The 18,941-nt window shown below is 60.8% G+C and carries 17 protein-coding genes; 10 read left to right on the forward strand and 7 right to left on the reverse strand.

Annotation, left to right across the window (positions count from 1 at the left end):
* Positions 1-50: 50 nt before the first annotated feature.
* The 4 genes from ACIQUS_RS08610 to ACIQUS_RS08625 all read right to left on the reverse strand — a co-directional run bounded on the left by ACIQUS_RS08610 (position 51) and on the right by ACIQUS_RS08625 (position 3,151).
* Positions 51-1,238, reverse strand: a complete 1,188-nt coding sequence (locus tag ACIQUS_RS08610; protein WP_403045494.1) for a lipid-transfer protein — start codon at positions 1,236-1,238, stop codon at positions 51-53.
* Positions 1,239-1,422: 184 nt separating this feature from the next.
* Positions 1,423-2,256: an SDR family NAD(P)-dependent oxidoreductase gene (locus tag ACIQUS_RS08615; RefSeq protein ID WP_403045496.1), complete on the reverse strand. Its 834-nt coding sequence runs from the start codon at positions 2,254-2,256 to the stop codon at positions 1,423-1,425.
* Between the two features lie 26 nt (positions 2,257-2,282).
* Positions 2,283-2,702, reverse strand: coding sequence for a MaoC family dehydratase (locus ACIQUS_RS08620; protein ID WP_403045499.1), 420 nt, complete (start codon positions 2,700-2,702; stop codon positions 2,283-2,285).
* 11 nt (positions 2,703-2,713) lie between these two features.
* Positions 2,714-3,151, reverse strand: coding sequence for a MaoC family dehydratase N-terminal domain-containing protein (locus tag ACIQUS_RS08625; protein ID WP_403045502.1), 438 nt, complete (start codon positions 3,149-3,151; stop codon positions 2,714-2,716).
* A 191-nt stretch (positions 3,152-3,342) separates the two neighbouring features.
* Here ACIQUS_RS08625 and ACIQUS_RS08630 point away from each other — a divergent pair, with 191 nt between their 5' ends.
* The 3 genes from ACIQUS_RS08630 (at position 3,343) to ACIQUS_RS08640 (ending at position 6,857) form a co-directional block, all read left to right on the forward strand.
* Positions 3,343-4,428, forward strand: a complete 1,086-nt coding sequence (locus ACIQUS_RS08630; protein ID WP_403045504.1) for a Zn-dependent alcohol dehydrogenase — start codon at positions 3,343-3,345, stop codon at positions 4,426-4,428.
* Positions 4,429-4,505: 77 nt separating this feature from the next.
* The gene (locus ACIQUS_RS08635; RefSeq protein ID WP_403045507.1) at positions 4,506-5,702 is read left to right on the forward strand and encodes an acyl-CoA dehydrogenase family protein; all 1,197 of its coding nucleotides are present in this window, start codon (positions 4,506-4,508) and stop codon (positions 5,700-5,702) included.
* 12 nt (positions 5,703-5,714) lie between these two features.
* Positions 5,715-6,857 carry an acyl-CoA dehydrogenase family protein gene (locus ACIQUS_RS08640; protein WP_403045509.1) on the forward strand — a complete coding sequence of 381 codons (1,143 nt, stop codon included), beginning with the start codon at positions 5,715-5,717 and terminating at the stop codon, positions 6,855-6,857.
* 184 nt (positions 6,858-7,041) lie between these two features.
* Here ACIQUS_RS08640 and ACIQUS_RS08645 read toward each other — a convergent pair whose 3' ends face one another.
* Complete coding sequence (locus ACIQUS_RS08645) at positions 7,042-8,841, reverse strand: hypothetical protein (protein ID WP_403045511.1); 1,800 nt, start codon at positions 8,839-8,841, stop codon at positions 7,042-7,044.
* Between the two features lie 958 nt (positions 8,842-9,799).
* Here ACIQUS_RS08645 and ACIQUS_RS08650 point away from each other — a divergent pair.
* From ACIQUS_RS08650 to ACIQUS_RS08675, 6 genes are all read left to right on the forward strand, one after another.
* Positions 9,800-10,648, forward strand: coding sequence for a mechanosensitive ion channel family protein (locus ACIQUS_RS08650; RefSeq protein WP_403045514.1), 849 nt, complete (start codon positions 9,800-9,802; stop codon positions 10,646-10,648).
* Positions 10,649-10,920: 272 nt separating this feature from the next.
* The gene (locus ACIQUS_RS08655; RefSeq protein ID WP_403045517.1) at positions 10,921-12,066 is read left to right on the forward strand and encodes an AI-2E family transporter; all 1,146 of its coding nucleotides are present in this window, start codon (positions 10,921-10,923) and stop codon (positions 12,064-12,066) included.
* A 14-nt stretch (positions 12,067-12,080) separates the two neighbouring features.
* On the forward strand, positions 12,081-13,589 hold the full coding sequence (locus tag ACIQUS_RS08660; RefSeq protein WP_403045520.1) for an efflux transporter outer membrane subunit: 1,509 nt from the start codon (positions 12,081-12,083) through the stop codon (positions 13,587-13,589).
* A gap of 17 nt (positions 13,590-13,606) precedes the next feature.
* Positions 13,607-14,704: an HlyD family secretion protein gene (locus ACIQUS_RS08665; RefSeq protein ID WP_403046108.1), complete on the forward strand. Its 1,098-nt coding sequence runs from the start codon at positions 13,607-13,609 to the stop codon at positions 14,702-14,704.
* Positions 14,694-15,746, forward strand: a complete 1,053-nt coding sequence (locus ACIQUS_RS08670; RefSeq protein WP_403045522.1) for a DUF2955 domain-containing protein — start codon at positions 14,694-14,696, stop codon at positions 15,744-15,746. The genes ACIQUS_RS08665 and ACIQUS_RS08670 overlap by 11 nt, the downstream gene beginning before the upstream one ends.
* Complete coding sequence (locus ACIQUS_RS08675; RefSeq protein ID WP_403045525.1) at positions 15,740-16,180, forward strand: potassium channel family protein; 441 nt, start codon at positions 15,740-15,742, stop codon at positions 16,178-16,180. The genes ACIQUS_RS08670 and ACIQUS_RS08675 overlap by 7 nt, the downstream gene beginning before the upstream one ends.
* A gap of 39 nt (positions 16,181-16,219) precedes the next feature.
* Here ACIQUS_RS08675 and ACIQUS_RS08680 read toward each other — a convergent pair whose 3' ends face one another.
* Positions 16,220-17,011: a cysteine hydrolase gene (locus ACIQUS_RS08680; RefSeq protein ID WP_403045527.1), complete on the reverse strand. Its 792-nt coding sequence runs from the start codon at positions 17,009-17,011 to the stop codon at positions 16,220-16,222.
* A 150-nt stretch (positions 17,012-17,161) separates the two neighbouring features.
* On the opposite strand from ACIQUS_RS08680, the gene ACIQUS_RS08685 reads away from it, so the two are divergent.
* Complete coding sequence (locus ACIQUS_RS08685) at positions 17,162-18,118, forward strand: GlxA family transcriptional regulator (RefSeq protein ID WP_403045530.1); 957 nt, start codon at positions 17,162-17,164, stop codon at positions 18,116-18,118.
* 7 nt (positions 18,119-18,125) lie between these two features.
* Here the strand turns inward: ACIQUS_RS08685 and ACIQUS_RS08690 are convergent, their stop codons facing one another.
* Entirely contained in the window at positions 18,126-18,707 is a 582-nt protein-coding gene (locus ACIQUS_RS08690; protein WP_403045532.1) for a flavin reductase family protein, read from the reverse strand.
* Positions 18,708-18,941 lie beyond the last annotated feature (234 nt).

Consider the following 18,941-nt stretch of genomic DNA (forward strand, 5'->3'; position numbering starts at 1 on the left):
TCTCACAAGGGGCTGTACAGCCGTCTACACGACGGCCGTACTAGAACGGGTCAGTGCTTGCCGAACATCGTGACGACACAGGCGCCACCCAGGCCAAGGTTGTGCTGCAAAGCAACCTTGACGTCTTCCACCTGACGCTGGCCGGCGGTGCCGCGCAACTGATGGGTTAGCTCGTAGCACTGCGCCAGGCCCGTAGCACCTAGGGGGTGGCCCTTGGAGAGCAAGCCGCCGGATGGATTGGTGACCACTTTGCCGCCGTAGGTGTTGTCGCCGTCGAGAATGAACTTCTCGGCACCGCCCACCGGGCAAAAGCCCAGGGATTCGTAGGTCAGCAGTTCGTTATGGGCAAAGCAGTCGTGCAGTTCGACCACGCGGATGTCTTCCGGGCCAATACCGGCTTGCTCGTAAACCTGTTGGGCAGCGGCCTGTGCCATCTGGAAACCGACGTAGCTGATCATTGACGGCGGTTCGAACGAGACGACCGGGTCGGAGGTCAGCGACTGCGCGAGGATCACCACGTCGGTACGCAAGCCGTGCTTCTTAGCGAAGGCTTCGGTACACACCACGGCTGCTGCGGCGCCGCAGGTCGGCGGGCAGGCCATCAAACGGGTCATCACACCGGGCCAGACCACTTTGTCGTTCATCACGTCTTCGGTGGTGACGACATTCTTGAACAGGGCCAGTGGGTTGTTGGCAGCGTGACGGCTGGCTTTGGCGCGGATCGCGGCAAAGGTTTCCAGCTTGGTGCCGTACTTCTGCATGTGTTCGCGTCCGGCCCCACCAAAGCCGCGCAGTGCCTGGGGAACATCGGCGGCGTCGGCCGTGAGGTTGCGCAGGATGGGCAGGAAGCGCTCGCGGGTCGGCGGGCGATCATCCCAGGCGCTTTTCAAGGCGCCGGCGCGCATCTGCTCGAAACCCAGCGCCAGGGCGCATTCGACCTGGCCGCTCTGCACGGCGGCGCGGGCCAGGTACAACGCAGTGGAACCGGTGGAGCAGTTGTTGTTGACGTTGATCACCGGAATGCCGGTGCGACCGATTTCATACAGGGCAGTCTGGCCGCAGGTGGAGTCGCCGAATACATAGCCGGTGAAGGCCATCTGGATCTTGTCGTAATCCAGACCAGCATCTTTCAGGGCCATGCGCGTGGCTTCGGCACCCATATCGGTGTAGCTGGGGCTTGCACCCGGCTTGCTGAAGGGGATCATGCCGACGCCGGCGACAAAGACTTTTTCGCTCATGTTGGTGTTCTCTACAGAAGTGCTAATAAGGGTGTTGCCATCCCCTCCATCCTGGGTGCTGCGCGCGAACTATTTACCTGCCCACTGTGGGTAGGGGGACGTTCGACTTACCGGCCAGTTAAAACCTGCGGGCAAAAAAAGACCGGCCGCAGTAACTGCGCCGGTCTTTGTATTCCCGCAGGTTTTACATGTTCACAACCACACCGCCTGAGCAGTAGATCACCTGACCGGAAACGAAGTCCATTTCCGGGGTACACAGCGAATACACCGCGCCTGCGGCTTCTTCAGGCTTGCCCGGGCGACCCAGGGGGATTACCCGTGCGGCGTTGTCGAGCATTGATTGCTGTACACCAACCTTGATCTCGCGGCCCTCGATCTGCACGGTCTTGCTCTCATCACCGGCCAGTGCCTGGGTCAACCGGGTTTCGATCAGGCCGAAGGCGACGCAATTGACGTTGACCTTCAGACGTCCCCATTCCTTGGCCAGGGTCTTGGTCATGCCGAGGATGCCGGCCTTGGCTGCGCTGTAGTTCGACTGGCCCGGGTTGCCCGAAGCTGCCCCGGACGAGATGTTGACCACTTTGCGGAACACTTCACGGCCTTCGGCGGCTTCCTGTTTGGCAGCGGCGCTGATGAACGGCTGGGCGGCGCGCAGAATGCGGAACGGCGCGGTCAGGTGGCAGTCGATGATCGCGTACCACTGCTCGTCGCTCATCTTCTGAATCACGTTGTCCCAGGTGAAACCGGCATTGTTGACGATGATGTCGATACCCGCATAAGTATCGACAGCGGTCTTGACGAAACGCTCGGCAAAGTCCGGGGCACTGACGCTGCCTACGCAGGCGACGGCTTGGCCACCGGCAGCAATGATTTCGGCCACCACCGCTTCGGCGGGCTCACGATCCAGGTCGTTGACGACCACTTTAGCGCCTTCACTGGCCATTTTAAGGGCGATGCAACGGCCGATGCCGCGGCCGGAACCGGTGACGAGGGCGACTTTATCCTGGAGCTTTTTCATTGGGTGGATCCTTGAGGGAGGGGAAATCAGTTCAGGGCGACGACGGCGTCACCGACGAGCTTTTCTTCGCCGTACTGGTTGCTGCACTGCAGATGCAGGCGCACGCGCTGCTCACCATCGGCCTCGAATTTTTCGCTGACGATGGCCCTGCAGGCCGGTGCATGGCCCAGCTGGGTGATGCCGGTAAAGCGAATCGACAGGCTGCGTAGTTGCGCCTGGGGCACCCAGTTGGTCAGCAGACGGCCAAGGTAGGCTGCCGAGAGCATGCCGTGGGCAAACACGTCGGGCATGCGCGCCTTGCGGGCGAAGTCGATGTCGATGTGGATCGGGTTGTGATCACCCGAGGCACCGCAATACAGGGCCAGGGTGGTACGGTTGATCGGTTGCAGCGTAAGCAGGGGGATCTGGTCGCCCACCTGAAGGCCGGAGAACTGGACAGGAGTCATCGAGCGTTTCCTTAGCGGTGGACGAGAGAAGTGCGCACATCGGCGACATGCTCGCCGTGCTGGTTGGTCACCTGCGAGTCGAGCACCACGAACTGCAGGGCACCGCCTTTTTTCTCGTACAGGTCACTGATGACGCCGGAGAAGGTCAGGGTGTCGCCGGCGTAGGCCATCCGGTGATAGGTAAACGCTTGCTCGGCGTGCAGGACGCGCCCCAGGTCCCATCCCAGCAACGCGAGCATGGCTTGCAGGTCGCGGCCGTCGCTCTCCAGGCACTTGAGGAAGGTCGGCGGTACCGGTAGCGAGCGGTGACCGGCTGCGCGAGCAGCGACCTCGTCGAAATAGATGGGTTGATCCTGGCCAATGGCCTTGGCGAAAAATTGCAAACGACCCTTTTCCACATCAGCACTGAATGTGCCGAGCCTGTGGCCGATCAGACACTTGTCGAGCATTGCTCACTCCTTATTCAGGTATTGCCGTTGCGGGTGACGGCACCTTGGTCATGCTCGCAAAGCATCACAGGGCCAGGAGCTACCAACAGTGGGTAGGGCGCGCAGCCCTACCCACATCGGGTTGCAGGCGTCGGGCGCCGCGGCAGGTACCGTTCGCCTTGGGCACAAAACAACAACACCCGAGGTTTTTCATGAAAGCAGCTGTCTTCCACAAGCCCGGTTCGCCGATGACCATCGAGCAGGTCTCGATCAGCAAGCCCGGTCCGCGTGAAGTGTTGATCCGCACCGCTGCGGTCGGCATGTGCCACTCTGATCTGCACTTTGTCGATGGCTTGTATCCGTTTCCAACCCCTGTGGTGCTGGGGCACGAAGCGGCAGGTATTGTCGAGGCGGTCGGCAGTGATGTACGCACCGTCAAGCCTGGCGATCACGTGGTGACCTGCCTGTCGGTGTACTGCGGGCATTGCGCCCATTGCCTGACCGGCAGCATGACCCTGTGCGAGTCGCCGGAAACCCAGCGTGGCAAAGGCGAAGAGCCGCGCCTGAGCTACATACAAAAACCCATGGTGCAATACGCCAACCTGTCGGCCTACGCCGAGCAGATGCTGGTGCACGAACATGCCTGCGTGGCCATCCGCCGTGATATGCCGCTGGACCGCGCGGCATTGATCGGCTGTGCGGTGATCACCGGCGCAGGTGCGGTGTTCAATACTGCCAAGGTACGCCCGGGCGACACGGTGGCCGTGCTTGGCTGCGGCGGCATCGGCTTGTCGGCCATCAACGGTGCGGCCCTGGCCGGGGCTGGTCGGATCATTGCCATCGACATGCTGGAGTCCAAGCTCGAACTGGCGCGCCAGTTTGGCGCCACGGATGTCATCAACCCGAAAAACGGCGACACCGTGCAGCAGGTAAAAGAACTGCTCAAGGGCGGTGTACAGCACAGCTTCGAGTGCATCGGCCTCAAGCAGACCGCCGAGCAGGCCTTCGCCATGCTCGCCCGCGGGGGCTGCGCCACCCTGATCGGCATGATCAAACCCGGGCTGAAGCTGGAGCTGGACCCATTCGCGATCCTCTCCGAGCGCCGCGTCCAGGGCTCGCGCATGGGCTCCAACCGCTTCCCGGTGGATATCCCGATGCTGGTGGACTTCTACATGCAGGGCCGCCTGAAGCTCGACGAAATGATCTCTCAGCGCATTGCCCTGGAGCAGATCAACGAAGGGTTCGATGACCTGCGCCGTGGCGAGCTGGCCCGCTCAGTGATCGTTTTCGATCACTGATCAACCTCCATGCGCGGGCATTGCCACATCGACACAGGGGCGATGTCCGCGACACACCTTCTTTCAGGTAACTATCGATGGACATCCATTTCACAGCAGACGAGCAGGCGTTGCGCGAGGACGTGCGTGCCTTCCTGCGCGAGCGGGTTCCCGCCGCGATCATCAGCCGGGGCCTTGCTGGCAAACGCTTCGACAAGCAAGACCAGGTCGCCTGGATGCGCTTGCTCAATGAGCGCGGCTGGCTGGCCGCAAGTTGGCCGGTGGAATACGGCGGAGCCGGATGGACCCCGGTTCAGAAACACATATTCGATGAAGAATCCTTTGCCGCAGGTGCACCCTGGATTGTCCCCTTTGGCGTGAGCATGGTCGGCCCGGTCATCATCAAGTTCGGCACCGCTGAACAGAAGGCGCGCTTTCTGCCGCGTATCCTGACCTGCGAAGACTGGTGGTGCCAGGGCTATTCGGAGCCGGGCGCCGGGTCCGACCTGGCTGCGGTGAAAATGCGTGCCGAGCGCGAAGGCAATGACTATGTGGTGAACGGCCAGAAAACCTGGACTACCCTGGGCCACTATGCTGACTGGATTTTCTGCCTGGTGCGCACTGATCCGCAGGCCAAGCAACAGCGCGGTATCAGCTTCCTGTTGATCGATATGAAAACGCCGGGCATCACCGTGCGTCCGATCATCACGTTGGACGGTGAGCATGAAGTCAACGAAGTGTTCTTCGACAATGTACGGGTGCCGGTGCAAAACCTGATCGGCGAAGAGAACGCCGGTTGGACGTGCGCCAAATACCTGCTGACCCATGAACGCACTGCAATTGCTGGCGTCGGAGAGGCCAAGGCCAAGCTGGCCGCCCTCAAGCAGATTGCCTGCCGCGAACTGCGCAACGGCAAGCCCCTGATCGAGGACGCCCAGTTCCGCGCACAGATCGCCGACGTCGAGATCCAGTTGATGGCCGTTGAAATGAGCAACCTGCGCAGCCTGGATGCGGCTGTCGATGGCGCTGCCGAGGGGGCGCAAAGTTCGTTCCTGAAAATCCGCGGCACCGAGATCCGCCAGGCCATTACCTACCTGATCAGCAAGGCATTGGGTCCTTACGCCATGCCATTTCTGGAAGACGAGCTTGGTTACGGCAACGAGGCCGCGCCGCTGTACACCGACTACAGCAGTACCTCGGTCACCCGCTACCTGGATATGCGCAAGGCTTCGGTGTACGGCGGTTCCAACGAAATCCAGAAAAACATCATCGCGAAGATGGTTCTCGAACTGTAAGGGGCAGCTCATATGGACTTTTCACTCAACGAAGAGCAGCAAATGCTCCAAGACACCGTTGCTCGCCTGGTACGTGATGCGTACAGCTTCGAGCAGCGCGAGCTGTTTCGCCAGAGCCCCCAGGGCTTCTCCAGCGAGCTGTGGCAACAGTTCGGTGACCTGGGCCTGGCGGCGGTACCCTTTGCCGAGGAAGTTGGCGGTTTCGGCGGCAATGGCGTGGAAACCCTGGTGGTGATGAAGGAACTGGGCCGCGGCCTATGCCTGGAACCCTACTTGCACTCAGTCATCTTCGCCGGTGGCCTGGTTGAACAATTGGGCAGTGCTGAACAGAAAGCCGACCTGCTGCCGCAGGTGGCCAGCACCCGCCTGCAACTGGCGGTGGCAGTGGATGAACCGCAGAGCCATTACCAATTGAACGATGTGCAAACCCAGGCCATTGCTTGCGAAGGCGGGTGGATCCTGCACGGCCGCAAGTCGGTCGTAGTGGGCGGGCAGGGCGCGGACCTGTTGCTGGTGTCCGCGCGTACCGCTGGCCAGAACCTGGACGAAACCGGTGTCAGCCTGTTTCTGATCGACCCGGACAGCCCGGGTGTGACGCGCCGTGACTATCACACCATTGACGGTCGCAAGGCCTGCGATGTGTTTTTTGAAAGCGTGCAGGTGAGCGCTGCCGCATTGCTCGGTGAGACCGGCCAGGCCTTGTCAGCCTTGCGGTATCAGCAAGGCCGTGCCATTGCCGCACAGTGTGCCGAAGCGGTGGGTAGCATGGAGGCGGCGTGCACACTGACCCTCGATTACCTTAAGACCCGCAAGCAGTTCGGCGTACCGATTGGCAGCTTCCAGGCATTGCAACACCGTATGGTCGACATGCACATCGAACTGGACCAGGCCACTTCCATGGCTATTCTTGCTGCCTGTGTCGCTCATGAGCCGGACAGCGCCGAGCGCAGCCGCGCCATCGCCGCGGCCAAAGTAGTGGTAGCCAGGGCAGGGCGGTTCATTGCCGACAACGGTATTCAATTGCATGGCGGTATTGGCCTGACCTGGGAGTATGTACTGTCACACCATGCCAAGCATTTACTGATGGTGGCGCGGCAGTTCGGTGATGATGATCATCATCTGCAAACGTTCAGTCAGTTGATGGACAACGTCTGATATTCCACTTACCCCTTTTGCCGGTGCTTGTCAGCACCGGCTTTTTTTTCGTATGGTGTGGAAGACGTTGAGATGGATTCGGCCAGTCAACTTACGTCGGCGCCGAGCAGGGTTTATAGGGTTATCGAGGGAATTCAGCGCGTTGCCAAAGTGGCGCGGAGTCCTGACCCCACGCCGCTGTTGATCAATCGACCTTCTTCATCTTGGTGGTATCCAGACGAACCAGGCCAAAGGCCATGCCGTACTGAATCGCACCACTTTCATTGACCTTGATCGCCGAGTACATGCCGTTGAAGCGCGGGTCGCTGCCGGTACGGATCTTCAATACCGTTTCACCGGAATCGAGGTCCATGCCAATGTGGTAACGGTCATTCCAGTTGCGCGTGAAATAGCCATCAATGATCGCCATCCGACCACCACCACTGATCATTGGCACTGTCGAAATCGATGACACATCATTGCGCATCCACGCCTGTTTCCAGCTGTCGTTCTTCGAATCCCACTTCAGCATGGCGACACCCTTGGGCCCAGGGCGCGTAGCACCGTTGAGCATACTCACGTAGTAATTGTCACGTGCCAGGTAAGGGGCGTCCTTGCTGATGATGTTGTTGACCACGAAAGCATAATCACCATAGGTCGACACCGACTGCTCAGACTGCACGGTCTCAACGTCGGGTCCCATGTCGACTTGGTATTGGTCGGCAATACGCGCCGACAGGGTGCCAGGCTTCTGCTTCCAGCCGGCCGGTAACTGGTCGCGCCAGAACGCAACCAGGCGCATTTTCTGCGCGCCATCGGTGATCACCACCAGCTTGTCTTCATCCGGTCCGAAGCCCATCAGGGTCGGCGTCGAACCTGTGCCGTCAGCGACTTTCAGTGTAGAGATACGGATACCGCGGTCATAGCCGGCTTTCCAGGCACCGCTGGCCTCGTCACTGTGAATCTTGCCTTTGGCATCTACCACCAGGCGATACATGTTCTGGTTGGAGGCTACATAGACCGCACCGCCACCCGCTTCGTCACCGTTGGCAAAGCCGTTGAGGAACAGTTCGTCAGCAGCCTCAACGGAATAGGTGTCGACAAGCTCCAGGGTTTTCGGGTTGAGGGTAATGACCTTGCCGCCGACGGTATTGAGTACCAGGAAGCCGTTGAAGGTCATGCCCATGCCTAAGTTGAAATCAACGGGGAAGTCTGTACCGCGCTTGACTTTCTCGTTGTTATACAGCGCCTCCGGGATGACCTGGATCAACGGTGAACCCATGCCTGAGGCAGGGTTTTTCGGGTCGACTTGATCAACGCGGAAAATCTGCCGGCCACTGGCACCGATGAAGGCATCTTCGCGTGTCAGCATCGAGTAGAGGGCGCCACCACGCAGCTGATCCGTGATGCTGCTGATCATCCTGTTAGGCTGCGAACGCATGTAATCGAGCAACCCTTGCTCATCCTTGGTGTCGAGAAAACGCTGGACATCCTCGGTCTGTTTTAGGCGTTGTTCGTCGCTGACCTTTTCAAAACCGGGCAATTTCAGCGGCATTTCGACACGCGCCACCTCAACCAACTTTCCATCAATGTTGTTGAACTTGCGCAGGCCAAGACCGGACCACCACCAGGTCACCATGGTGTCACCGACCTTGTCGACGAATTGCGGCATGCCGCCTGCGTCACTGGGTACGTACGTCACCGACTCCGGCGTCAGCTCGAAGGAGCCGTGCGGCACGGCAATCTCGGTGCTGTCAGTTTGTGCGCTGTTCCAATGTGCCTGGTTGCTGAAAGTCTGGGCCAAATGAGGATTCATCGGCGGCAGTGCCGACTGGGCCGTCGCCGCAGCGGACCAACCGGCCAAAGCCAGGGCCGCAGCCAAGGGGGCGAAGCGCCACGTTGGGGATATTATTGTTCTCATTGTAAAACTCCTTGAGGGTATGCGTTTGGTGCCAGGGCGCTTGCCGCGCTGGAGCAACACCAAAGCAGAGCCTACGAAGGCCATCTCGCTTATACCCCTCCCCAAAATGTGTAGGCTGGTGCTGATAGGGTTGAATGCCAGAACAAGAGCGCACGTTGTGCGCGGAGCTAAAACGGGTCACTTACTCCAGATTTAACGCGCAAAAGAGGAGGAGGGTGAGGCGTGTTTTTGCTCGGCTGATTTGGTCACGGCGAACCGCCTTAATTGGCACGTCGATTCCAGGCTACCGACAGACGCTGGGCATTGTGGACATTAGCCGGCTTGGCTAAAAACGACCTGCATAACGGCGTGGCATCGCCGAAGTCTCAGATCTATGCAGATACCTAGGTCCGTCCGTGGGGTTTCAGCGCAGGCTCTTCAGCGCGCGAGTCACCTGAGTCAGGTTCGCGATCATTGATACTGACAAAGGCATGCCGTCTACCTTGATTGATGTCCGTGGTGTAACACTTCGAAAGCTCGGCGCGACGGATACCAGCCTTGAGCAGTAATTCAATCATTAGCTAATTGCACAACGGCAAGCGCACCGGAAACGGATTCGTCGCAGTGCCCGGGCGGATCAACGTGCGAATGATCTGGAGTTGCGTATCTGTCAGTCTGCGGTAACGAGTGCGGTCGGGACGAATGCACAGCAGCAGTACGGCATTGAATCAGCTCATCGGCCAATGATTCGCCATGAACACGAAGGACATGGCCCGTTGAGGGCGTGAGCGGCAGAAGCGGATTTATCGAATCAGTGGATTAGGCAACCCATGAGCGTTCTGATGCGGTATGCGATTTAACATAATATACATTATGCGTAGTCTTATATATGGCCGTGAGGGCCAGGTATGGCCAGATTTGAAGCCAGCCACTCACGAATCCCAGCACCGCTTCGCTACCTGAGCGATGACCCCACGCAGCCAGCATGCCAAACGCGCGGCTGGCGCACCACACAGGCTGTGCTAGCGTTTTGAAGCCAATCCTTCATTTCCGAGCCCCCGCCATGGACGAAACCATCGTTAACGTGACCACCGAGAAATTCAACGCGCTAATCGCTCTGGTGCAACAGTACGGGGCCGCTTTCGCGGTCAAGCTTCTCTCCGCCATTGCCTTCTGGATCATCGGACGCTGGTTGATCAGCTTTGCCGTAGGCATGGTGCAGCGCGCCTTGACCAAACAAAAGCTAGACCCGACCGTACTGCGCTATGTCGGCTCTGTCATCACCGTGACGCTGAACATCATCCTGGTGATCGGCATCCTCGGTTACCTGGGCATGCAGACCACGACGTTCGCCGCGCTGCTTGCCGCGGTTGGCCTGGCCATCGGCATGGCCTGGTCGGGATTGCTGGCCAACCTTGCGGCGGGTGCCTTTATTATTGTCCTGCGTCCCTTCAAGGTTGGCGACTTCATCAACGCCGGCGGCGTTACCGGCACGGTCACCGAGATCGGTCTGTTCGTCACTTCGATCAACACCCCAGACAACGTGCTGACCCTGGTCGGCAACAACAAGATCTTCAGCGACAACATCCAGAACTTCACCCACAACCCGTTCCGCCGCGTCGAGTTGCAGGCGCAGTTGTCCGGAGCGGCCGACTGGAAAGCCGCAGCAGCCTTGCTCAAACAGCAGATCGCGGCGCTGCCCAATGTGCTCGCCGAGCCCGAAGTGGATGTGGAAATCCTGGAGTTCAATCTGGTCGGCCCGGTGCTGGCGGTGCGCCCGTACTGCCAGAACGAGCATTATTGGCAGGTCTATTTCGACACCAACCGCACCATCAAGGATGCCCTTGGCGACGCAGGTTTCCCTGCCCCGATGCCGGCACAACGGGTGATCGTCCAGCAACATGCCGAATAAGCCAGGCCTGGCTACCGGGGTGGACGCTCGCCCTCCTTTTTAATAACCATAAATTATAACTCAACTAAATATCTATTTAGTTGAGTTATAATTATTGACCTGGCTACACAACAAGAAGTTGCCTGGCCTACTCCTCTCACACCCCGTCATTCATTCCTGCCCGGCGCAGTTGTTCATAACTTCATTGCGTCAGCTTGGAACTTCCGGCAAATCAACGTCTATGCTGCCTAAGCGTATCCCGATCCTGGTGATGAATCGCGAGGTGCTAGAAAATGCTGCGCACGAACATTTCCGCAAGGGCGCTGTCCGGTGGGTTGCTCGATGTTTTGATTCGCGCCGGGCTGATTACGGTGCTGGTGCTGTTCTGCTTCCAGATCTTTCATCCCTTCCTCAACCTGATGCTCTGGGCAGTGATCCTGGCCATTACCCTGTACCCGCTGCACAACATGCTCAAGGGCAAGTTGGGTAACAAGGACGGTCGCACCGCTACCTTGATCGTGGTCGTCGCCCTCGCCTTGCTGATGGTACCGATTTACCTGCTGGGCACGTCGATCAGTGATTCGATCGAAGGCACCCTGGCCATGCTCAAGTCCGACAGCCTGACCATTCCGCTGCCGAGCGAAAAAATCGCCACCCTGCCCCTCATTGGCAAACCGCTCTACGCCTACTGGATGCAGTCGGCGACCGACATGAGCAGCGTGCTGATGAAGTTGATGCCTTACATCAAGACGGTCGGCTTGACCCTGCTGGGCAAGATGGCCGGTGTTGGCGTGGGCTTTCTGTTGTTCATCGGTGCGCTGATCATTGCCGGTGTACTCATGGCCTACGGCGAAAACGGCGAACGCAGCGCCATCGCCATCACTAGCCGCCTTTCCGGCCCCGAGCGCGGTCCGCGCATTACCGAACTGTGCACCTCAACCATCCGCGCGGTCGCCCAGGGCGTGGTGGGTATCGCCTTTATCCAGATGCTGCTGGTGGGGGTCGGCTTCGTGGTCATGGGGGTCCCCGGTGCCGGGATTCTGGCCATGGTCGCGTTGTTGATGGGGATCATGCAGTTGCCGGTGATTCTCGTGAGCTTGCCGGTAATCGCCTATGTCTTTGCCACTGAAGGCACCTCGCTTGCCACCATCGTGTTCGCCATCTACAGCCTGGTTGCCGGCATGGCCGACAATATCCTCAAGCCATTGATGCTGGGCCGCGGCGTCGATGTGCCTATGCCGGTGATCCTGATTGGCGCCTTGGGCGGTATGGTCAGCGGCGGTTTCATCGGCCTGTTCATCGGGCCGGTGGCACTGGCGGTCGGCTATAAACTGTTCTGGCAGTGGGTCGAGGACAAACCGCAGATCGACGTACTGGAAGAACAACCGCACGATGAGCAACCGCGACTGGATTCAGCGAACGACCAGCCACCGGTTTGAGGAGCGTGCGCTCGATGTCGTGTCCTGCTCGGATGAGCCGGCTGCTGCTGTATGGCGCCCTGGGCCTGGGCGGCTGTGTGCGCCTGGGGCCGGACTTCCAGTCACCGACCCAGGCCTGGGTCGAGCACTGGAACACTCAGTCCCTGGCGCTTGCCAGCCAGCAACGTACGCAACCCGATAGCCGGCAGTGGTGGCACGTCTTTACCGACCCGGTGCTCGATCATTTGATCGCCGAGGCAGATGCCCACAACGCCGACCTGGAAATCGCCGGCCTGCGGGTGATGGAGGCCCGCGCACAATTGGGCATTGCGTTAAGTAACCGCTACCCGCAATTCCAGCAGATCAGCGCCGACAGCTTCTACCTCAAGCGTCGCCAATGGGGCGGTGACAATCCGCAGGACAGCCATCTGTGGCAACACAGTGCAGGTTTCGACATCGGTTGGGAGCTGGATTTCTGGGGTCGGTTCAGCCGCGCCATCGAGTCTGCCGATGCGGCCTGGTTCGCAGCCCGAAGCAACTATGAAAACGTCCTGGTGCTGCTTCACGCCCAGGTGGCGCAAACCTATTACGCGCTGCGTACCGCCGAGGCGCGCCTGCTCATCGCCAGGAACAACGCCAAACTACAGAAACGCAGCTTTGAGATCACCGAACGGCTGTTCTTAAGCGGTAATAGTGCCGAACTCGATCTGCAACAGGCCAAGACCCAGTACCTGGGAACCCTGAGCAGTATCCCGGATCTCGAGGCGCAGGTCGCAAGCACACGCAATGCGTTGTCCACCTTGATCGGTCGCCCACCCGGCGCGATACCGGAACTCGATACCAACACCGGTAAAGTGCCCTTGGTGGACCGCGCCGTGCTGCAGGGCGTACCGGCAGACCTGCTGTTGCGCCGCCCGGATGTGCGTAGTGCAGAAGCGCAGGTCGCGGCCCAGTCGGCGCTGATCGGGGTCGCCGAGGCCGACCTCTACCCCTCCATCAGCCTGTTGGGCAGCATTGTCTGGTCCGCGAGCTCCCTGGACGGCACGTCCAACACCCTGGATCTGGTTGGTGGGCCGAGCCTGCGCTGGGACGTGTTCGACCATGGCCGAATCACCAACAATGTGCGCATCCAGGATGCCCGCCTGCAGCAATTGATCGTCGTCTACCAGGACAGCGTTCGCCAGGCGGCGCGTGAGGCCGACGATGCCGCGACCGGTCTGGTCAAGGCCCTGGAGCGCGACCGTATCCTCAGCGAAGCGTCGATTGCAGCCGAGCGCTCGGTATCCCTGGCCAATGCCCAGTACCGTGAAGGCTATTCGGATTTCCAGCGGGTACTCGATGCCCAGGCTGCCCTGTTCGCCCAGCAGGATAATTACCTGGTCAACCGCAACACGGCCGTCAACAGCCTGATCGCGCTGTACAAGGCCCTCGGTGGCGGTTGGTACAGCAGCCGTCCGCTGCTCGATCCGGCCACCCGCCAACAGATGCAGCAACGCACCGACTGGGGCGACCTGCTCGATGAAGCGAAGGAAGGTGTCAATTGAGTGACCGCCAACAAGAGATGGAAACAACCGTGCCGCCGCCTGCGGCCGATCCTGCAAAAAAAGCGGTGAACTGGGTGGCCGTGCTGATCCTCCTGAGCCTGGTCTGGTACCTGCTGGCCGACCGCTTTACCCCCTACACGCAACAGGCACGGGTGCAGACCTTTGTCGTTCCGGTGGCGGCGGAGGTCGCAGGCAGGGTCACCAAAGTCAATGTGCGCAACAACCAGGACGTCAAGGCCGGCGAAGTGCTGTTCGAGGTGAACCCGCAGCAATACCAGATCGCTGTCGACCGCGCGCGTGCCGACTTGCAGACCACCCGCAAGCAGATCGGCGCCAACACCGCTGGCATCGACTCCAAGCTCGCGTCCCTGAAAGCGGCCCAGGCCAACGAAGTCATGTCCCGCCAGGACCTCCAGCGCCTTGAGCGCCTGTACAGGGAAGACCCCGGGACCATCTCCCTGCGTCGGCTGGAAGTGTCCCGCTCCACCCTCGATGCAGCCGTCGCCCAGGTCGCCGCGGCGCGGGCAGAAGTCGTACGCGCCCGTGAAACCCAAGGTGGCAGCGATGAGGCAAATGCCCAGTTGCTCAGCGCCATCGCCAATCTGGCCAAGGCCGAACTGGACCTGGCCAACAGCAGCGTGCGTGCCCGCTCGGCCGGCCTGGTCACCGACCTGCGCACCGATGTCGGCCAGTTCGCCGCAGTCGGTTCGCCATTGATGACCTTGATCGCCATCCACGATGTGTGGGTCACGGCCGACATGACGGAGAACAACCTGGGCAAGGTCAAGCCCGGGACCCCGGTTCGCATCGTGCTCGATGCCCTTCCTGGCACGGTACTCGAAGGTCGTGTGCGCAGTATCGGCTATGGCGTCAGCACCGGCCAGAGCACCCCAGCCGGGACCTTGCCCACGGTGCAGAACAGCCGTGACTGGCTGCGCCCGGCCCAGCGCTTTCCAGTGATCATCGAGTTTGCGCCCGGTCAGTTGACCGACATCAGTGCCATCCGTGTCGGAGGCCAGGCCGAGGTCATGGCGTTCCCCAGCGAAGGCAACCCGCTGAACCTGCTCGGCCGGCTGTTCCTGCGCGTGATGAGCTGGATGTCGTATGCCTACTGAGCAGCAAGTCCGTGCCAGGCGAGCCCTGCGCCTGGCCACTGGCACTGCGCTGTGCCTGGCCGCAAGCTTCGGCCTGGCCCTGCCGATTCCCTTCATCGCTCCGATGCTGGCGTTGACGATGCTGGCGGCGATGAATCGACCACTGCCGTTCAAGGCCAGCCTGGGCCTGGCCGTGGTGCTGATGGTGACCACCGCCAGCGGCTTGCTGCTGATACCGCTGTTGCACCACTACGCGGCAACCGGCGTGACCGTGGTCGGTCTGTGCCTGTTTCTGGTTTTCCGTTATGGCATGAGTGGCGGCAACGCGCTGTTCGCCACGTTCATGGTGGTTGGCTTGACGATGATCAGCGCGGCCGGCGCTACCGAATTCGACCTGGCACTGCAGGTGATCGTATCGCTGGTCAAGGGCTTGCTCCTGGCCGTCACGGTGGTTTCGATCAGCCACTGGCTGTTCCCTGACCCGGTCGGCACCCAGCCGCCCGCCCCCCCACCTGCCCTGTCGGCCGATGAAATCAGCTGGCTGGCATTGCGCGCAGCGCTGGTGGTGATGCCCGCCTTCCTGTTGGCGCTGATCGATCCGGCCAGCTACATGCCGATCATCATGAAGTCGGTCAACCTCGGCCAGCAAAGCACCGCCACCAGTGCACGCACTGCCGGGCGGGAATTGCTCGGCTCGACCCTGCTCGGCGGCCTGCTGGCGATTCTCTTCTGGTTCGCCCTGGGCCTGTTTGTCAACCTGTGGATGTTCTTCCTGTGGATGCTGCTGTTCGGGCTGCTGCTGGCCCGCAAGCTCTACGGGCTGAGCCCTGGCAACTATAAGCCGGGCTTCTGGCTCAACAGCCTGACGACCATGATCATTCTGCTCGGCCAGTCGGTGCAGGACAGCGCCGCCGGCAAGGATGTCTACACCGCCTTCGCCATCCGCATGGGGCTGTTCATTCTGGTGACCCTGTATGCCTGTGCGATGGTTTATCTGCTCGATAAGCGCCGGCAACGCCGAAACGCGTCCAACCCAACCGCTGAGGAGGGTCATCCATGCTGATCAATTTTCTGGTAGGCCTGCCGGTGATCGTGCTGTGTGTCATGTTGCAGGCGTTGTTTCTGGCCCTGTGTACGCGTCGCTATGTGGCGCTGCGACGCAAGGCGAGCGCGAGCCCCTGGCGCGATGACGTGCGCTTGCTGTCGATGGTCATGGTGGTGATGCTCATCGGCAACTATGTGCAAATGGCCCTGTGGGCCCTGCTTTTCCTGCTGCTGGGAGAGTTCGAGGACTTCACCGCCTCGCTGTATTTCTCGGGAGTGACCTTCGCCACCCTGGGCTACGGTGATGTGGTCCTGAGCGACAAATGGCGCCTGCTCAGCCCCCTGGAGGCGGCCAATGGCATTCTCATGTTCGGCGTTTCCACTGCAATCATGACCGCTGCCGTCATGGACATCATCAAACAGCACGCGCCCGGCGAGCATCTAAAACGATAACGGCAGCAGCCCTGTTCTTTTGTGTGCAGTACGCAAGGTTCAACGACCTTCGAGCTTGCTCACTACCTGCTCGGTGGTCATCAGCCCGTTGGCAATGTACCGAAAGTCGACCAATGCACTCGCGTAGCCATCGCCGTCAGGCAGTTTGGGCCCGGCAACGGCATCACGCACGACCACCACTTCGAAGCCGCGCTCCAGGAACTCGCGCAGATGCGACTCTACGCACAGGTTCGAGGCCATGCCGGCCAGGATGATCTTGTCGACCCGCTGCTTGCGCAGTTGCAGCATGATGTCGTTGCTCTGTGGGCCGTAGAGTTTGTGCGGCGATGCCACGAGGGTCTTGCCGTCTTCGATGTACGCCTTGAACTGCGGCATGAAGTCGGCGCCCGAGTTACGGAACCCGTCCAGCGTCAAGGCACCCTTTCGATCAAACAGGCCGAGCTTGTGCTGGACCGTCTCGGCCGGCGCCTCGTACTGCCATTTGTGGTCGTGGGGATAATAGTAGTGCGGTGAGATCGCCACCGTCGTGCCGGACTGTTTGAACGCCGCGAACAGCCGCTGCAGATTGTCGACCAGGTGGTGCTCGGTGACGCTTTCCCCGAACACGGGCCACCCTGCCCCTTCAGGGCTCATGAAGTCGATCTGCGGATCGATCACCACCAGCGCGGTTCGGCTTGAGTCCCATTGAAAGGTCGAGGCTGGCAGCGCGGGCTTGATCGGATCGGCGTAGGGGTTTTCGGCGGCGAAGCCGATAACGGGCGCTATCAGGAGGCTTGCCAGCAAGGTGGTGCGGGCCATCAGGCGCTGGCGGGTGGTGGTGTTACGGCTCATTTGCAGGTCCTCTGGGGTGGGAGTGCCCTCAAGGTACGGTACCCGGCCACGGGCAAAAGGACGTTTGTCCCTGGATTTCGGCCATTCGTTGACCTTCCGGCTGGCAGCTGCGATTAATGAGGTTTCTGCCGGCTCCTCGGGGTTGACGCCATGTCCCGTCACGTTTGCTTTCTGGTCTACTCGGACTTCGTCCTGCTGGACCTCAGTGGCCCGCTCGAAGCCTTCTCCAACGCCAATCGTGCGCACGCCGCGAGTTACCGCTTTACCGTCGCCTCGCTATCCGGTGGCCTGGTTCGCACCTCGAGCGGGCTGTCGATAGCGACCGAGGCACTGCCGGTAGCCGCGCCGATCGACACGCTCATTATCGTCGGCTCCCCCGCAGTGCCGGCGGGTGACTGGTTGCCGCCAATGGCTGACATCATCCAGCGCATGGCCTTGCATGCACGCCGCACGGCCAGTGTCTGCACCGGTGCCTTCGTGCTGGCAGAGACCGGTCTGCTCGATGGTCGCGTCGCCACCACGCACTGGAACTACGCGCCACACTTGCAGGCGCGCTACCCTGCCCTGCGCGTGGACGGCGACAGGATCTGGACCGAGGATGGCGCGGTGTGGACGTCGGCGGGCATGTCGGCGGGCATCGACATGGCCCTGGCCATGATCGAGCGAGACCTGGGCAAGGAGGTGGTGCGTTCCGTTGCGCGCATGCTGGTTGTCTACTATCGCCGGCCCGGAGGTCAGTACCAGTTCTCCTCCTTGCTGGAACTGGATCCGGGCTCGGACCGCATCCGTACGGTGCTGAGCCATGCGCGCGATCACCTGCGTGATGACTTGTCCGTCGAGCGTCTGGCAGACGTCGCACACATGAGCGTACGCCAGTTTTCCCGTGTCTTCGCGGCATCGGTCGGGGTGACGCCGGCCAAGGCGATCGAACGCCTGCGCATCGAGGCCGCCAGGCCAATGGTCGAAGATGGGCATCACCCCTTTGAACGGGTCGCCAGGCACTGCGGATTTGGCGACGCCGATCACATGCTGCGTAGTTTTGTGCGCGTCATCGGCAGCACGCCACAAGAGCTGCGTCGCCAGGCGAAAGCGCAATCAGCAGTGTAGGCGCGGCCTATTCTTCGGCTTTTGCCTTCACCACATCGCCAATGGCATAGAAATGTCCGCCGGCAATGTAGTGCAGGCTGCGCAAGGCGGGATCGGCTTGTTCGAAGTGCCAATGCCCGTCCTTGAACACCCGGCTATCGGCCCAGGCCTGGACCACTTCACCAATGAACAGGTCGTAGGTTTGCTGGTTATGCGGCTCGGAGATCAGCCGGCACAGCAACCAGGCGGCACAGCCGTCGACAAAGGGCTGTTCATACCCCGGCATGCGCATCAGTTCGACGCCGGCGCGCTCGAGCTTATCGGGGGTGTCGGCAAGGCTGCGGGTGCCGACATCGTGCGTCAGCTGCACTTGCGCGGCGGTCGGTACCTGGATGACGAACAGACCGCTGCTTTCCACCAGGGCGCGGGTCTGGGTGGCCTTGTCCAGCACCACGGTCAGTTTGGGCGGCATGAAGTCCAGCGCACAGGCCCAGGCGGCCGCCATCACGTTGTCGACGCCGTCGTGACAGGCCGACACCAGTACGGTAGGTCCGTGGTTGAGCAAACGGTAGGCCTTGGCCAGGTCGACCGGGGCGATAAAGCTGTTCATCGAGCACCTTCTTGCCGGTGGGAGGTACTCGATTGGAAGCAGCGGGACGGGCCAGGGTCACACCCGCCCCGCTTGCGGGGTCATCGGTGGCAGCGGCTATCCCCCGTAGCCGCTGCCGAGGAACGAGGCTGCGATCGACTGCGTAGCAGGCGCAACCCGATCACCTCGTTGTACCAGGCAGACTGAAGTCGCCAGGTTCTACGGTCGCTCTGCGACCGATCGCAGCCTGGCGGC

The sequence above is a fragment of the Pseudomonas sp. NPDC090755 genome, assembly GCF_044769005.1.
Taxonomy (GTDB): Bacteria; Pseudomonadota; Gammaproteobacteria; order Pseudomonadales; family Pseudomonadaceae; genus Aquipseudomonas.

Coding starts and splice junctions, on each gene's coding strand:
- ACIQUS_RS08675 (WP_403045525.1), top strand. CDS start 15,740: ATGCTGATCAATTTTCTGGTAGGCCTGCCGGTGATCGTGCTGTGTGTC.
- ACIQUS_RS08665 (WP_403046108.1), top strand. CDS start 13,607: ATGGAAACAACCGTGCCGCCGCCTGCGGCCGATCCTGCAAAAAAAGCG.
- ACIQUS_RS08650 (WP_403045514.1), top strand. CDS start 9,800: ATGGACGAAACCATCGTTAACGTGACCACCGAGAAATTCAACGCGCTA.
- ACIQUS_RS08630 (WP_403045504.1), top strand. CDS start 3,343: ATGAAAGCAGCTGTCTTCCACAAGCCCGGTTCGCCGATGACCATCGAG.
- ACIQUS_RS08690 (WP_403045532.1), bottom strand. CDS start 18,707: ATGAACAGCTTTATCGCCCCGGTCGACCTGGCCAAGGCCTACCGTTTG.
- ACIQUS_RS08615 (WP_403045496.1), bottom strand. CDS start 2,256: ATGAAAAAGCTCCAGGATAAAGTCGCCCTCGTCACCGGTTCCGGCCGC.
- ACIQUS_RS08640 (WP_403045509.1), top strand. CDS start 5,715: ATGGACTTTTCACTCAACGAAGAGCAGCAAATGCTCCAAGACACCGTT.
- ACIQUS_RS08610 (WP_403045494.1), bottom strand. CDS start 1,238: ATGAGCGAAAAAGTCTTTGTCGCCGGCGTCGGCATGATCCCCTTCAGC.
- ACIQUS_RS08625 (WP_403045502.1), bottom strand. CDS start 3,151: ATGCTCGACAAGTGTCTGATCGGCCACAGGCTCGGCACATTCAGTGCT.
- ACIQUS_RS08670 (WP_403045522.1), top strand. CDS start 14,694: ATGCCTACTGAGCAGCAAGTCCGTGCCAGGCGAGCCCTGCGCCTGGCC.
- ACIQUS_RS08680 (WP_403045527.1), bottom strand. CDS start 17,011: ATGAGCCGTAACACCACCACCCGCCAGCGCCTGATGGCCCGCACCACC.
- ACIQUS_RS08645 (WP_403045511.1), bottom strand. CDS start 8,841: ATGGCCTTCGTAGGCTCTGCTTTGGTGTTGCTCCAGCGCGGCAAGCGC.
- ACIQUS_RS08660 (WP_403045520.1), top strand. CDS start 12,081: ATGTCGTGTCCTGCTCGGATGAGCCGGCTGCTGCTGTATGGCGCCCTG.
- ACIQUS_RS08655 (WP_403045517.1), top strand. CDS start 10,921: ATGCTGCGCACGAACATTTCCGCAAGGGCGCTGTCCGGTGGGTTGCTC.
- ACIQUS_RS08685 (WP_403045530.1), top strand. CDS start 17,162: ATGTCCCGTCACGTTTGCTTTCTGGTCTACTCGGACTTCGTCCTGCTG.
- ACIQUS_RS08620 (WP_403045499.1), bottom strand. CDS start 2,702: ATGACTCCTGTCCAGTTCTCCGGCCTTCAGGTGGGCGACCAGATCCCC.
- ACIQUS_RS08635 (WP_403045507.1), top strand. CDS start 4,506: ATGGACATCCATTTCACAGCAGACGAGCAGGCGTTGCGCGAGGACGTG.